Here is a 14,184-nt window from a genome sequence, read left to right on the forward strand (position 1 = left end):
AGGGGCAGGCCTTGCAATGCAACATGCCTCCGGAGTCCTATCTCGCCTATAGCACCTCTGTCGTTTCAAGGGCAACGGGCAAAAGCTGATGGCCGGTAGCGCTGAAAAGTCGCAAGCGGCGGCCCGGGTTGAGGGTTGGGGCGGCGCTTCCTACAATCCAATCTGTCAGATTTCAGGAGTCACACATGGCAAGCCCAACCTTTATCGTCGTGAGCGGCGTTGCGATCATCGGGATCGGCATGGCAAATCTGTTGAGCGAAGAATTTGCACGAAAGCTGTTTTACAGGCACGGTGCGGGTAGCTGGGGCCCAACCAAGTCAGAGACGGTTGAAAAGGTTGGCGTCGCGCTCATTCGCTTCGTTCTTGGGCCAGCCTTGATCGTTGCGGGGAGCCTGTTGGTGATGAGGGGGTTGTAGGCCCTGGCTGGCAAGCATGCGTGGAACTGGGGAAAGAAGACCTCTGTGATCGTCGACTTCGCCGGTTCAATGGCCGGTGGTTGTGCGCCCTTTTTCAACCCCGAGGTTTGGCTCTTTACCGGTTTTCAACATGCGTGCTTCTCGCCGGATTTTCTTGACGCTTGCGCTGGAAAGACAGCAAGGGCGCCGTTTACCACGTGACTTCGCTGGGGATCGGCGGAAGCCGATCTTTGTGGACGATGTGGACCGACGGGTTTTGCTGGATGTGTTGGCCTCAAGGCTTAAGCGCTTGGTTGGGTGCCCCCCGATCGGGTGTTTCAAGGGCAAGCATTCCCCTTTTAATATGCAGACGCGACAACCCATGCTTTCGCTGCTGAAGCCACATCAATCACTTCAGGATACGGCCGCTTCGGGTTCATTCAGCTCGATTTTTCCTTCGTCCACATAGCGCTGGAAGTCTGCAGCGGGCATGGCTGCAGAGCCATGCGCATCGCCCTCCACCCAGCTCAAGGTGACGTCGAGGTCGGTGATCGCCACTTCCACTGGCCCTTCGCGAATTTCAATGGCAGGGCCGTCGCCCTCGCGGTACTCGAGAGGTCCCACAATGCGTGCGGTTTGAGTCATCTGTATTTTCTCCTATGAAGTCTGAACTGTTCGTACCAGTATGCGCTGCTTGGCACAAATGCGCGCACCAGCAACCACGCCATACGCAATGTCTTACACCTGCCCGCACCACAAGGGTTGCCCATCGCCAAGACTTCGCAGAGTCCTGTGGCCCCGCTGTGCAGCGAACCGCAATCACCGGTTGAATTTGTGGTGCAGCCTGCCTGGACAGGTGTGCGCGAGCGCTGAGAAAATCTCGACATAAGGTATGAAGAATCACTGCGGCAAAATGCACGCTTCACGCACCTCACCTCGGATCCAACGTGGCGCCCACTTTGCCCGCCCAAGCAGCCCTGGAAGCCATGCGCTCTGCCATGGCTTCTTATGGCGACATATCACCGCTTAGCTGGCAAATGCTGGCCGCGCACTGCCGCGTCGTTGGTGTGCCCAAGGCTGCGGTTTTGTATGCCTCCGATGCCGTTCCCACTTCGTTTGCTTTTGTCGCAACTGGCTTGCTTCGCGTCTATGTGACAGACGCCGACGGGCGGGAGTACAACAAGAACTTTTTTGCCGAAGGCAGTTTCCCTGGTGCCATGACCGCGCTTTTGACGGGCACGGCTTCACGCTTCACGATCGAGGCCTTGGAGCCTTCTCAGGTGGTGCTCATTGATTTCAAAAGGTACCGCGAGTTGCTGTGGTCGCAGGACGACCTGAAGATTTTTCACATTCACTACCTCGAGTCCAATTGGCTGCTGGCCAAGGACGCTCGCGAGGTTGAAATTGTGCAGTCAGACGCCGCCACGCGGTACCGGCTGTTTGTGCAGGACTACCCTGATTTGCACAAGCGATTGCCCCAGTACCACATCGCCGCCCATTTGGGGATCACCCCGACCCAACTCAGCCGGGTGCGAAAGAATTTCAAATTATCAACCTAGGTAAATGCAAGCAGCGGCGCGCGTGACTAAGCTGCGCGCATGAACCATTTTTACCTGATTGCGGTTTGTTCTGGCGCAGCCATTGCAACCCAGGCCGCCATGAATGCCCAGCTCGGGCAACTGCTCGGCAGTCCCTTGTTGGCCAGCTCTGTGGCGTTCGGCAGCGCCTTGTTGTTTGCGGTTCTGGCGGTGCTGGTCTCAAGCCATTCCCCCCCAGCCGCGAGGCCCTGGAGGCGGTGCCGATACACCTGTGGTTTGGCGGTGGCATTTTGAGCGCGTTTGGCATTTCGATGTTCTATTTCCTGATTCCCAAAATTGGCATGGGGCAACTGATGGCATTGGCGCTGACAGGTCAGCTCCTGGTGGCCATGTTGGCGGGGCATTTTTCCTGGTTCAATGCGCCTCACCGCCCCATCGACGCCATGAGCGGCCTGGGCGTTCTGGCCTTGGTGGCCGGGGTGAGCTTGATCAACCGGGGGGCCTGATCATGGTGGTGGATTGGGCCGATGCCAACGTCAAAAATCTCTTTCAGTTGTGGCAGGCGATGGGCGCCGATTCGCGGGTGCGTCCAGACGGTTCCGAACTGTTTCGCTCCCGCGGCTGGCCACACCGGTGCTGGGTGATGGGCGCGACGGCGCTGCCGGTGAGCGCTGCGGAGTTGCCACTCAACCCGGACACCCTCTACCCACAGCTGCCCGAGACCATCCATGGGCATGCCATGGCCCCTGTGATTGACGCGCTGGGCATGTCGGAAGTCTTTGCTCAAACGGCCATGGTGTGGCGGCGCAACTGTTGGCCGGTCAACGCCTTGGTTCAAAGCGAGCGCCCTTTGACCCTGATCACGCCCAAGGGGGAGGACCAGGTGAACACCTGGGTGGAAGTTGCGGCCCTTGCTTTTGGCTATGGAATCGACAACAGCATTTTTCACAACTTGGCAAGGCACGCGTCGGCGCAGCTGGTGCTGGCCTGCGCCGGGGAACGGGCCGTGGCCACCGCGTTGTTGTTTCGCACCGGCAAGGAGCTTGGGCTGCATCAGTTCGGCGTGTTGCCCGAGGCGCAAGGCAACGGTTATGCCTCGCAGCTGCTGCAAGCCTTGTTGCAACCGGCATTTCTGCGCGATTGCGAAGCGGTGACGCTGCAGGCCTCGGTCGCCGGTTTTCCCTTGTACCAAAAACAGGGGTTTGAATCCCAGTTTGGTATTCGGAATTTTCGACGTGGCTTGCCTTCGGATCAGGGCTTGTCTGTTGCCCACAAGCTCTGAACGCCGCAATTTCACAACCAGAGAGCTCCATGAACAGCGCATTGGCTCGCCCTGTCGTCTTCGCGCTCTCATTTCCCTGAAGCGACAGGCGCCGCGAGGCCTTGGTCGCGCTGGATGCAATGCCCTCAGCTCCCGCTAAAAGCCCCGCCACACAACTGCTGCTCACAAGGCACGCCGTCGCCATCACCGTCCATCTTGGTCCCGGGACAGTGGCCAACAAAGAACGTGGCCTCTTCGCATGAGGTCATCTGCGAACAGTGTTGCCGCCCATCGCATTGGTAAAGCGCTGGCTGCGCAGGCCGGGGCTTGGTCCAGGGCTCGGGGTTCATGGCGTTTTGCGGCAACTGCGCAGCCGACGCGGCCCCAACCCGCTCGCTGTAGCGCCCATAGGCATACCAGCCCAGGCCTGCCGCCAGCAGCAGCAAAGCGACCAGGCGCGGGACCCACGAACCCGAAGCGGAGCGCCGCGAGGAAGCTCGGCGGTCATGGGGCCGGGCCGGTGACCCGCGACGCGCCTGCCCGGGCTCGGCATCGCCCGGCCTGCGCACCCGAACCGCCCGCTTGCGGCCGTCGCGGTCCAGCTCGACTTCAAACGACAGCGCTTCCCCGGCCAGCGGTGGCCGGCCACCCCGCGGGAAGGCGGACACATGAACGAACAGTTCCTGGCCGCCATGCTCGGCCACCAGAAAACCGATGCCCCGCTCATCGTTCCATTGTTTGAGCGTGCCGTTGAACCGGGTTGTGGTGGCTTCCATGCTGTTTACCGCGCTTTCTATCTGTTTTTTTGTGGCGTGAGGCTGGCGGCATTGTTCCACCAAAACCCGGCGCCGCTGGTGTCAGCGCTGCCCGCACCGAAAGTTTCGAGACGCGCCCGGGTTCGCCCAACGATCCGGGCGCCCTCACCCGGACCGCCCATGCACAGGCCGTCACGAAAAACACGCAGCGCCAGGCCCCCGTTCATTTGTTCATTCGGCGACTCAAGCGGTCGAAACAGCCTGCGGTTGGCAGGCCCGAAGCTGTGCCCACGGCATTGCATTCGGATGATTTGTCTGGCCTTCGAGCTGCGCCTGTGGGAAAGTCGAGGCGCTGGACGCCTTGCCCGAAGACGCGCTGTGGTGCTTCGAAGCCAATTGATCCCTTCGCTCACCCCACGGAGACCACCATGCATTTCATTGCCACCGCGGTTCGGCCGCAAACCCTGGCCCTGGCCCTGGCGGTTCTGCTCGTCAGCGCTTGCGACCCCGCTCCGGCCGACCCGGCCGCCACCGCTTCACAACCCGCTTCGGCGGTGGCGCCCGCTGGCGAGAGCGAGGACAAGGGAGCGCTCGGCAGCGGCTCGCTCGAATTCCACCTGGAACCCGGCACCACGCTGGCCCTGCCCGTCACCTTCTGCGCAGGCCACGGCACCATATTGACCGTCGCAGGCCGCGAGGGCGAAACCCAGGTGGATCTGCGGGTGATCGAGCTGGAGGCTGCGCGAAGCGGCGCCTCACTTGAGAAGAGCACCGAGGTCGGCTACCGCTTCAATGGCACGGACGACCAGGGACGCAAATTCATGGAGCTGTGGCAAACCAGGTCGATAGACGCAGTGGTTCGGGACGGCGACAACACCCGCGTGAGCGGGAAGCTCTATGGCCTGCGCAGTTTCGACAAGGGCAACGGCGCAGGCACCTCGCCCGAGCCGATCGACGGCGGCACCGAGCACGCGTTCACACTGTCGGCCACATGCTCAAAATGACCTGACGGCCTCGACAAGCCGCCGCGTTGCCGGCCTGGTCAGAGGGCGCATTCTCTGCCAAAGGCCGGTCGCGCTCGAACAAGGCGGCGGGGTCTGTGCCTTCGCCTGTGGCCTCGAGCCCGGGTCTTGCAATGCAACAGTCGTAAGCAATTGGCCCGAGAGGCCATGTGCGCTCGACTCAGGGCCACGCTGAACAGGTCCCCTGCGGCGAGCGATGCTTTCACCCACCGCATTCAAACAATCCCGGCGCAAACCGCCGGGTTTCAGCGGCGGGCACCGTAACCAGTGCTCACACCTTTGTGCGCTGCGCAAGGCGGCAAGGCGTCACCGGGTGTTCCAATTGCCGCTGGGCTTTTTGGGCTTTTGTTGCGCCTGTGTGCGCGCGTTCAGACAGCGCTTTATGCCCATCTGGTTGCGGGCGGCGAGCCCACGTTTGTATGCTCGTGACACCCGGACCGACCCACCTCATGCACGCCTGCAGACAGGCGAACCCCGACCATGCCTTCAAAAGTTTCCCGAGTTCAAGCCGCTTTTCGCCCCACCCTGGTGCTGGCGCTGTTGTTGCTGATAACCGCTTGCGGAGGAGGCGAAAAGCCCGATGCAGGCACAGATGCCACCATGGCCACAAGCAACAACCCGGTGGTTGCCGGCACGGCGAGCCAGGAGAAGGACCGTGTCAATGCGCTGTGGGCCCTTGGCGCCGAAATGAACGCCGCCGAAGTGGAGCAGGCGCAAGTGCAAGATGGCTCGGCAGCCCAGCCACTGAAGGTTGCGCCTTTGCCGATCGCCACCAAGGCGCTGGCGCCTGTGACGGTGTACCGGTTTTTCAACCGGAACACCCTGGCGCACTTCTACACCTCAAGCACCACCGAGCGCGATTCCGTGCAGGCCAGCCTGCCTTTCATGACCTACGAAGGCCCGGCCTTTCAGGCCAGCAGCCAGAGCGACTCCAACCTGAGCCCGGTGTTTCGCTTCCTCAACAACCAGACCGGCGTGCATTTCTACACCATCAGCACCACCGAACGTGACCATATCCTGAGCACCGTCCCGCAGCTCACCTACGAAGGCGTGGCGTATTACGCCAGCAAGGTGGCCGGGGACGGGTTTCGACCGCTCTACCGGTTTTTTGTGGGCAGCTCCGGCTTTCATTTTTATACGGTGAGCGGGTCTGAAGCAGGCAATGTGATCGCGGGTCTGCCGAACTACAACTACGAGGGCATTGCCTACTACGTGCTGGGGACCGCTGAGGCTGGAGCCCCTGAGGCTCCCGGCAACCACACCAACACGGTGCCGGTTCCTGCCGCCGGCAACGCGATCGACACCAGCCAGCCTGACCGTGTTGTCGGCACGGGCACACCCGCCAGTTGCACGGGGCAGGCCGTGGTGAACGCTGTGGCGCTGGGCGGCAAGATTCGCTTCAACTGCGGCGCCAGCCCGGTGACGATCAACATGACCAGCACGGCCAAGGTGTTCAACAACCGCCCCGATGTGACGCTGGACGGCCAGGGCCTGATCACTTTGAATGGCGGAGGCAAGGTTCGCATCCTTTACCAGAACACCTGCGATGAGGCCCTGGTCTGGACCACCAGCCATTGCCAGGACCAGGAAACGCCTCGGCTCACGGTGCAGAACATGCGCTTCGTCAACGGCAACTCGACCGGTCAGTTGACCGATGGCGGCGGCGGCGGCGCCATCTTCGTTCGCGGCGGCCAGTTCAAGATCGTCAACAGCGTGTTCACCAACAACCGTTGCGAGCTTGCCGGGGAAGACATCGGCGGGGGTGCGGTGCGCGTGCTCGCGATGTACCAGAACCGCCCGGTGTATGTGGTGCAAAGCACCTTTGGTGGCGGCCCCGGCTTGGGCAACACGGCTTCCAGCGGCGGCGCTCTGAGCAGCATCGGCGTGTCTTACAGCATCTTCAACAGCCTGTTGAGCCACAACTCGGCGGTCGGAAACAATGCCGATGCGCTGCGGGCAGGCACGCCGGGAGGCGGCAGCGGCGGGGCCATTGCCAACGACGGCAATGACTACACCCTGTCCATCTACGGCAGCATGGTGAGCGACAACACAGCGATAGAGGGCGGCAGCGGCGTGTTTTACGTGAGCAACAACCGCACGGGCCACATGACATTGAGCGACTCGGTGTTTGTGCGCAATCCGGCATCGCGTTACGGCACAGCCGGTTTGCCCGGCTTCTTTGTGCTGGCGGCGCCGGGACAGCCCGTGGTGACGCGAACCACCATTTCATACTGAGCAACCCGATCCAGGGCCTCACCCGGCCCCTCGATTGTTCGGCGTTCAAGCCGCGCCGGTTGCGGCACCAAACGGCTGATCGGGTCCAGGGGTGTGCGTACCTGCATTGGGCTTCATGTTGTGCAGATGGCCAGGCGGGGCAACCCTTTGGTGACCGAAAACATTTGTTCGACGCCGCCCCGCGGACATCCTAGAATTCGCTTCCGTTCATCCATTTCAGCCGGGAGAGTTTCATGAAAAATGCCGCCATGGTGCTCGCTGCAACCGTTTTTTCGATGGGCAGTGCCTTCGCACAAAACACGTTCCCAACCGAATACCCCGCCGAGGCCAAGCCCGTCGCGGGCAGCGAAATTTCCAACCGGTTGACCGGCAAGGTTTTCACGGTGAAGTCGGCCACCAGTGGCGACTGGCGCATGGAGTTCGACAAGCGGGGTTACGCATTTGTCGATACAGACAGCGGCTACCGCGACAACGGCCCTTGGCGCATCGAGGGCGAGAAATGGTGCGCCAACATGGGCAAGACAGGCGACAACTGCGCGGAGTTGTATGCCGCCGGCGAAACGCTTTACTACAAGCGTGCCAAGAACGGCGAAGTGGTTTCGATGACCATGCGCTGACCCGATCAGCCTGCTCGGGCGAAGAGGCCCTCACGCTTCACATGAGCGCGTCAGACTGGCGGTGATCGGGATCAGGCTGTTTGGGGTCAGACGCCGGTTATCCGGATTCAGGATCTGCTGCACCAGATCACGCCCAGGGCGGGGGTCAGACATTGCACCGCCGCCCGGGTTGTCGATGTCGATGCAACTGGATCTTCCTGCCATCTCACCCTGCGCCGCGCTCAGTGCAGCGTATTCGCAATGATCTGGTGCACTTCCTGTTCCAGACCCGTTGAAGGAATAACCACCATCTGCTTGCCGCCGAATTCAGCCGAGTAGCGCGGCGCTTCGCTGGCATGTTGATAGGCCTCGCCGAGCTGGACAATCAATTGCCCGACGTCGATGGGCGAAAGCCCATGTTCTGCGGCAAATTCCTTCAGGCCGGTGACCTTGCCATCGTGAATCCAGGCAATGCCAAAGTTCTTCGGAGGCTTGCCGAAGAAGACAAAGGCTTCATGCTCTGCGGGCACCACTTCCATGTGGTCAGACACCTTGTAGGCCAGTTCCTCCAGCGGCGCTTTGACTTCATCGAGTCTGGCCACGGCCTCGTTGCCCGCCGGCAACGGCGGATACGTCACTTTGCTGCCAAAAATCTTGTCCATCAGTCCCATGATGTTCTCCTTTCAGAAGAATAAAAGTGAGTCTGACAACGGCCCACAAGCGCGAAGCGGGTAGATGCGTTGAGAGGGAAAATCTGTCGCCAGACGTTTTCACCTTAGACCATCAGAGCCATCTTTTCAAATCGGATCGCCATAATCGGGTTCGGCGGCCGGTTGCTCAACGTACCCCGCAACTCTTGGGCCCCTGGGACAAGGCCCTGCATTTCGCTGCTCTCACAACCGTTTGCATGGGTCGTCCAATGAATGGATGCCGCCTGTTTCCCACCGGCCAAAGCCTGACCTTTGCCCCAGAAAAGCCCTATGAACCCCGATACCGCGACTGCCAATCACCTGATTGAAATCGAGTTTTGCTCTGGCAAGGCATACCAGGACCCCTTCGTTGACGTCATTCTGGATGTCACCTTCACCGAGCCTGGAGGCCGGCAGCTCACGGTTCCGGCTTTTTGGGCAGGCGGTGCCCGCTGGTTGGTGCGCTACGCCTCGGCGACCATGGGTGTTCACCCGTACACCACCCAGTGCAACGACGTTGAAAACCCGGGCCTGCACCACATCCAGGGCTCGGTCACGGTGACGCCTTATGAGGGTGACAACCTGTTGCTGCGCCACGGTGCACCCAAAGTCGCGGCTGACAACCGCCACTTCAGCTACGGCGATGGAACCCCGTTCTTCTGGCTGGGCGACACCTGGTGGCTGGGGTTGACCAGCCGCCTGAACTGGCCCGGCGATTTTCAGGCGCTGGCAAAAGACCGCCACGACAAGGGCTTCACGGTGGTGCAAATCGTTGCAGGCCTCTACCCCGACATGCCCGCGTTTGACCCCAGAGGCGCAAGCCTTGCGGGGTTCTCATGGAACGCCGACTTCACATCGATCAACCCGGCCTTTTTTGATGAGGCCGATGCGCGGATCATGCATCTGGTTGACATGGGTCTTTGCCCATGCATTCTGGGCACATGGGGCTACTACCTGAACTGGCTGGGCACGGAAAAAATGAAACTGCACTGGCGCTACATCATGGCCAGGTGGGGCGCGCTTCCCGTTGTATTTGCGGCGGCAGGGGAACAAGTCATGCCCTGGTACCTCTCGGAAAACAAGGCGGCTGAAAGCGCCTGGCTGAAGCAGGAATGGTCAAAGGTTGTTCGCTACATGCGCGAGATCAACGGCTTCCATCGGTTGATCACCACACATCCACAAACAAGTGGCCGCAGCTGTGTTGACGATCCCGGTTTGCTTGATTTTGAAATGCAACAGACCGGCCATGGATCGCCGACCGTTTCTCACGCAGCGCGAGCAACAGAAGGGTGGCATGCCCAGCCGGAAATGCCGGTCGTCTGCGGCGAATCGCGGTACGAAGCACTGGAAATCACCCCTGAAGTCACCACCACGGATGCCCGGCAGGCCTTCTGGGCGCACTTGCTCAACAGCGGCTGCGCCGGCCATACCTATGGTGCCAACGGCGTGTGGCAGGTGAACCGCGAGAACGACCCTTTTGGCAATTCGCCAAGTGGCCGAAACTGGGGGGTCACGCCTTGGCGCCAGGCCATGCAACTGCCTGGCTCTGCCCATCTGGCCCGAGCGAAGGCTTTGTTGCTCACCTTGCCCTGGCACCGGCTGGAGCCGATTGCGCTGCCTTCAATCAGCAAACTGACGCAGCTCTGGAAAAAGTTCTTCAAGTCCGATCTGTTGCCTTCAAGGCACCAGCACCCGGTGGCCGCAGCGGCCACAAGAGACGGTGAACTGGCTCTTTATTATTTTCTGGATACAAGGCCCATTGCGGTTGACGGGAAACCGTTTGCCCACCCGGTTGACGCGTTCTGGTTTGATCCAGCGAATGGAAACACCACGCCGATGGAGAACACCAAACACCTGGCCCGCGATCAGACGCCCAGTGCCCCGCCCGGCAAGAACGGCGCCGGCGACACCGATTGGCTGCTGGTGGTCAAGCGGCCCGGGTAGCCGGGATCAACAGACGGGAACCCGGCGGGCCGACATCTGCGATCGGCCTCCTTTCAACCGGGGCCACGGCGCCCGCCCTCCACGCGCCGGAACCGGATTCCTGCCCAAAGGCAGGAACGGGCTCTCTCGGCGTCAAGGCAACCCGGCATGGCGCAATACCGAGCCTTCAAGCTTGCAACACGAAACGCTCTGGCCCGGGCTATTTTGCTGGCGGCATCGCACCTGGATCAACCGCAGAGGCCGGTTGCATGATGGTGATGGTTTCTCGAACGATGCCACCCGACTCCACACTGCCTTGCGATGCGCCCTCCCCTTCAACCATGCGCTGGCAGGCCGCGCGGTCCACGGCATCCTGATGCACTTCACAGCGCGAGAGCGCGTTGCGCCGAAGCTCGGCGGCCGACGCGTCACCTGACAAAGTGCCGCGCAGCGCGGCCTGGCGGACAGCGCCAGCCTCGCGCAAGCAGGCTTCGCGCGATTCAACGCTCCCTTGTTTGGCCACGCATGCCTGGCGGTCCTTTTCGTATTGCGCATCCACGGCCGCTTGTTCGCCAGCGGCAAGCGCCTGACCCATCGGCCCGAACAAGGTGAGGGCCAGTGCCAGGGTTGGCAAAGATAAAGAGGCGGCTTGTTTCATGGTGAGGTTCTCCTTTTGGGCGGCGTGCAACGTGCGCCGCGCTGTTTGGTTTGCTTTGACCATGCACAGGCGCGAATGAGCAAGCGGCTGAACAGTCAGCAGAGCCCTGCACGGTAAGACAACACCCCCATGCTCGGTGGGGTACCCGACCAGCGGCGTACGACGCGGCCGCCATGGTTTGTAGGACAAGACCGACAACGGCGCAACCTGGCCCGGTGCGGTGGGGAGCCGGCAGTGGGAGATTGGGGTCACAGTCCGGTTTTCCAGCACCGTGCCCCTTGGCCGGTGCTTCAACCCGGCAAGCTCCAACGGCCCTCCCGGTTTGGACCAGACAGGACATTGACGATCCGGTCATGCGTCTGAACCTTGCTAAAGGCACTGGAAGGCAGATAACCTGTTGACGGTGATGCCGATCTCGGCACCCACCGCTTCATAAAGCGACAAGCATGCAATCTGAGACGCAAACCGAGTTTTCCTGCGATTTCGCGCCACTGTTTGATCCCCCACTGGGTCAGGTGGATGTGGTGTCGGGCATCACGAAAGAAGCCTTCGAAAGCAACTACCGGCGCCCCCGGCGACCGGTGATCATTGACGATGGGGCGAAGGCCTGGCCAGCTTTGAAACGCTGGCAAGACCCGGCCTACCTGGTGGCGGCGGCGGGGCACCGACCTGCTTTCGTGCGCGATCTCGACGCAGGCAATATCGACTCGGCCAGCTACCACGAGGCGTATCAAGAGGTGCGCCTGGATGAGCTGGTAGAGCGCCTGTTTTCCGATCAGCCACCCGCCTGGTACCTGACTCAGGGGCTCATCATGCGCGGAGACGGGCTTGGCTCTATGCTGGGGCGCAGCTGCTGGCCAGCCTCACTGCCCGAGCTGGCCTGTGACCTCGTTGAACCGCCCTTCTGGCCACAAGAGAGTCTCACGGAATGCAACCTCTGGTTGGGTCCCGGCGGACAGTCCAGCGGCTTGCACTACGATGAATACGACAACCTGAATGGGGTCGTATTGGGCAGCAAGCGGTGGCTGCTGTTTCCGCATGACCAAGCCAAGGTGTTGCTCAACGGAGCCCGAGGGCGGGACAGCATTGCCCCCGGATTTCATTTTTCGCAAGCAGACCGCTTTGCCAACGAGAGAGGGCGTGCCCGGGGATACGAGTGCATCACACGCCCTGGCCAGTTGCTGTATGTACCGGCGGGCATGTGGCACCAGGTGTTCTCCAGCAACGGTCCGAGCCTGGCCGTCAACTATTGGTACCTGAGCCTCCCGCGCGACGCGGTGCGCTCGGCGGTGTTGCATGCCCGGCGCTACAGCGGATTTGCAGCACGCAAGCGGTTTCTGCTGGTGCTTGGCGTGATCGCTGCCAAGGTCATGTTGAAGACGGCCCAGTACGGTTTTGGGAAACGCGCCCCGTCAGAAATACAGATCGGTCAACCCGGCTACCGACTTTAGGCTGGCCTCGGCAGGCTTGCGAGTTCCCCGGCCAGACACGGGCCCGTTTCCAGGGTTCCATGGCCGGGTACCGGGCCGCAGCAGACACGTCGCGGGTGGCTCCCGGCGCTGCCCCGGCCTACGTGAAAAACACCGTTTTGGCGTCACATTGCCTGTTCCTGGCATGGAATGAGTTGGCTACATTCTTTTACATGTATCATCCCAAAGCACTACAGCCCCGCCCATGTGAAAGGCCATCTGCATATGGAACGACTCAAACTCGCGATTTCAAAAGCCAGAGATACTGCCGCTCAAGGCCGTCTGGAGCAATCGGCCAGCCCGACGGGTGGCGAGTCGCCAAGCTCTTCTGCGGCAAATCCTTCCTGGCAATCCGGGCCCAAACCCAGGGCCTGGGCGTTGCCGGTGTTGCCGGTGCTTTTGGGGCTGGCTGCGGTGGTTGCCTACTGGGCCATGAGTGCCAACCCCGAGGCAAAACAGGCAGGCGCCGCACCCGAGCAGCAGGTTGCGATGGTGGCCTCATCTCCTCAGCCCGTCGAGCCTGCCCCGCCCGCAGAAGCGGTCAGTGCAACCGCCGTGAACACCAGCGAACCAGCCGTTGCCGCTGTCGCAGCCGAACCCGCCAAGCCTCTGCTTCCGTTGAAAGACCAGGTGGAAGCCGCGGTGGAAACCTGGCGACAGGCCTGGTCGAAGCGCGACATGAAAACCTACCTGGGCGCCTACAGTGAAGCGTTCACACCGCAGGCTGGCATGTCTCGCGCGGACTGGACCGCCAGCCGCTACCGCAATGTGGGCGGGCGAAAATCCATCGACGTGCAAATCAGCGACTTGCAGATAGAGGCGCTCGGCGACGATCAGGCGCGCGCGCACTTCCTGCAGGACTACACCTCGGGCAGCACCCGCGAAAAGCAGTTGCCCAAAACACTGGATCTGGTTCGGAACGCCGATGAGCAATGGCGCATCGTGGGCGAGTGGCAAGGCGATCCCCCGCCCTTTGCCGGGTCAGAATAGGCCTGTCCTTGCGCCTTCATGGCAGGCCGATACCCGCCTGAACCGGGAAACCCATGCTCAACGCCATCACCAACAACCGATTCACCGTTGCATCGCTTGCTCTTCTTCTGTTGGGCATGGGCGCCGCCCATGCACAGACCATGGACCATTCCCGGATGGACCATGGCACCCACATGAACCCGTCCGCTCCAGACCAGCGCCAGGCAGGCGTTGCGCAGCGTGGCAAAGATGTCATGCCCTTCAACCTGGCCGCGACCACCCACATCTTCACCAAAACGGCGCAAGGCGGCGTTCAGCAGGTGGTGGTCAAGCAAGACGCCGACAATGCCGCCGAGCAAATCCATCTGACCCGCCTGCACCTGCAGGAGATTCGCGACCAGTTTCTGACCGGCGACTTTTCAGGGCCGACAAGCATTCACGGTCAGGACATGCCCGGACTGAGCGCATTGAAGGCGGCCAGGCCAGGGCAGATTGCCATCGCCTACAAGGCACTCGACGACGGCGCCGAATTGCGCTACGTCACGCCCGATGCCGACCTCGTGTCGGCGCTGCACCAGTGGTTTGACGCGCAGCTGTCCGACCATGGCAAAGACGCCAAAGCCGGGCATGCCGACCACGGCGCCATGCACCAGCGGTGAACCCGCACCGGGGCC

Annotated in this window: 14 protein-coding genes and 1 pseudogene; 11 read left to right on the forward strand and 4 right to left on the reverse strand. The window is 61.6% G+C overall.

What is annotated here, in order from left to right; all coding sequences use genetic code 11:
- Positions 1-185: 185 nt before the first annotated feature.
- The gene (locus LPB072_RS17525; protein WP_066085775.1) at positions 186-416 is read left to right on the forward strand and encodes a hypothetical protein; all 231 of its coding nucleotides are present in this window, start codon (positions 186-188) and stop codon (positions 414-416) included.
- Between the two features lie 393 nt (positions 417-809).
- Here the strand turns inward: LPB072_RS17525 and LPB072_RS17530 are convergent, their stop codons facing one another.
- Entirely contained in the window at positions 810-1,040 is a 231-nt protein-coding gene (locus tag LPB072_RS17530) for a hypothetical protein (RefSeq protein ID WP_066085772.1), read from the reverse strand.
- A gap of 302 nt (positions 1,041-1,342) precedes the next feature.
- Between LPB072_RS17530 and LPB072_RS17535 the strand changes: the two genes are divergently transcribed.
- The 3 genes and pseudogenes from LPB072_RS17535 (at position 1,343) to LPB072_RS17545 (ending at position 3,215) form a co-directional block, all read left to right on the forward strand.
- Complete coding sequence (locus LPB072_RS17535; RefSeq protein WP_197508849.1) at positions 1,343-1,954, forward strand: Crp/Fnr family transcriptional regulator; 612 nt, start codon at positions 1,343-1,345, stop codon at positions 1,952-1,954.
- A 99-nt stretch (positions 1,955-2,053) separates the two neighbouring features.
- Positions 2,054-2,439, forward strand: a pseudogene (locus LPB072_RS23955) (DMT family transporter).
- A gap of 2 nt (positions 2,440-2,441) precedes the next feature.
- The gene (locus LPB072_RS17545) at positions 2,442-3,215 is read left to right on the forward strand and encodes a GNAT family N-acetyltransferase (protein ID WP_066085767.1); all 774 of its coding nucleotides are present in this window, start codon (positions 2,442-2,444) and stop codon (positions 3,213-3,215) included.
- Between the two features lie 125 nt (positions 3,216-3,340).
- Here the strand turns inward: LPB072_RS17545 and LPB072_RS17550 are convergent, their stop codons facing one another.
- Positions 3,341-3,970: an excalibur calcium-binding domain-containing protein gene (locus LPB072_RS17550; RefSeq protein WP_066085765.1), complete on the reverse strand. Its 630-nt coding sequence runs from the start codon at positions 3,968-3,970 to the stop codon at positions 3,341-3,343.
- A 407-nt stretch (positions 3,971-4,377) separates the two neighbouring features.
- Between LPB072_RS17550 and LPB072_RS23535 the strand changes: the two genes are divergently transcribed.
- From LPB072_RS23535 to LPB072_RS17565, 3 genes are all read left to right on the forward strand, one after another.
- Positions 4,378-4,953 carry a hypothetical protein gene (locus LPB072_RS23535; RefSeq protein WP_157559346.1) on the forward strand — a complete coding sequence of 192 codons (576 nt, stop codon included), beginning with the start codon at positions 4,378-4,380 and terminating at the stop codon, positions 4,951-4,953.
- Positions 4,954-5,451: 498 nt separating this feature from the next.
- Positions 5,452-7,206, forward strand: coding sequence for a hypothetical protein (locus LPB072_RS23715; protein WP_197508852.1), 1,755 nt, complete (start codon positions 5,452-5,454; stop codon positions 7,204-7,206).
- 233 nt (positions 7,207-7,439) lie between these two features.
- Complete coding sequence (locus LPB072_RS17565) at positions 7,440-7,823, forward strand: hypothetical protein (protein WP_066085761.1); 384 nt, start codon at positions 7,440-7,442, stop codon at positions 7,821-7,823.
- A gap of 221 nt (positions 7,824-8,044) precedes the next feature.
- On the opposite strand, the gene LPB072_RS17570 is transcribed toward LPB072_RS17565, so the two are convergent.
- Positions 8,045-8,473 (reverse strand): hypothetical protein, encoded by a 429-nt coding sequence (locus LPB072_RS17570; protein ID WP_066085757.1) that lies wholly within the window; start codon positions 8,471-8,473, stop codon positions 8,045-8,047.
- Between the two features lie 309 nt (positions 8,474-8,782).
- Between LPB072_RS17570 and LPB072_RS17575 the strand changes: the two genes are divergently transcribed.
- Entirely contained in the window at positions 8,783-10,435 is a 1,653-nt protein-coding gene (locus LPB072_RS17575; RefSeq protein WP_066085754.1) for an apiosidase-like domain-containing protein, read from the forward strand.
- Between the two features lie 199 nt (positions 10,436-10,634).
- Here LPB072_RS17575 and LPB072_RS17580 read toward each other — a convergent pair whose 3' ends face one another.
- Entirely contained in the window at positions 10,635-11,072 is a 438-nt protein-coding gene (locus LPB072_RS17580; protein ID WP_157559347.1) for a hypothetical protein, read from the reverse strand.
- Positions 11,073-11,518: 446 nt separating this feature from the next.
- Between LPB072_RS17580 and LPB072_RS17585 the strand changes: the two genes are divergently transcribed.
- From LPB072_RS17585 to LPB072_RS17595, 3 genes are all read left to right on the forward strand, one after another.
- Entirely contained in the window at positions 11,519-12,523 is a 1,005-nt protein-coding gene (locus LPB072_RS17585; protein WP_066085751.1) for a cupin-like domain-containing protein, read from the forward strand.
- Positions 12,524-12,766: 243 nt separating this feature from the next.
- Positions 12,767-13,531, forward strand: coding sequence for a L,D-transpeptidase Cds6 family protein (locus LPB072_RS17590; protein ID WP_157559348.1), 765 nt, complete (start codon positions 12,767-12,769; stop codon positions 13,529-13,531).
- 53 nt (positions 13,532-13,584) lie between these two features.
- Positions 13,585-14,169, forward strand: a complete 585-nt coding sequence (locus LPB072_RS17595; RefSeq protein ID WP_231943287.1) for an aspartate carbamoyltransferase — start codon at positions 13,585-13,587, stop codon at positions 14,167-14,169.
- Positions 14,170-14,184: the final 15 nt, after the last annotated feature.

This window comes from Hydrogenophaga crassostreae (assembly GCF_001761385.1).
Taxonomy (GTDB): Bacteria; Pseudomonadota; Gammaproteobacteria; order Burkholderiales; family Burkholderiaceae_C; genus Hydrogenophaga; species Hydrogenophaga crassostreae.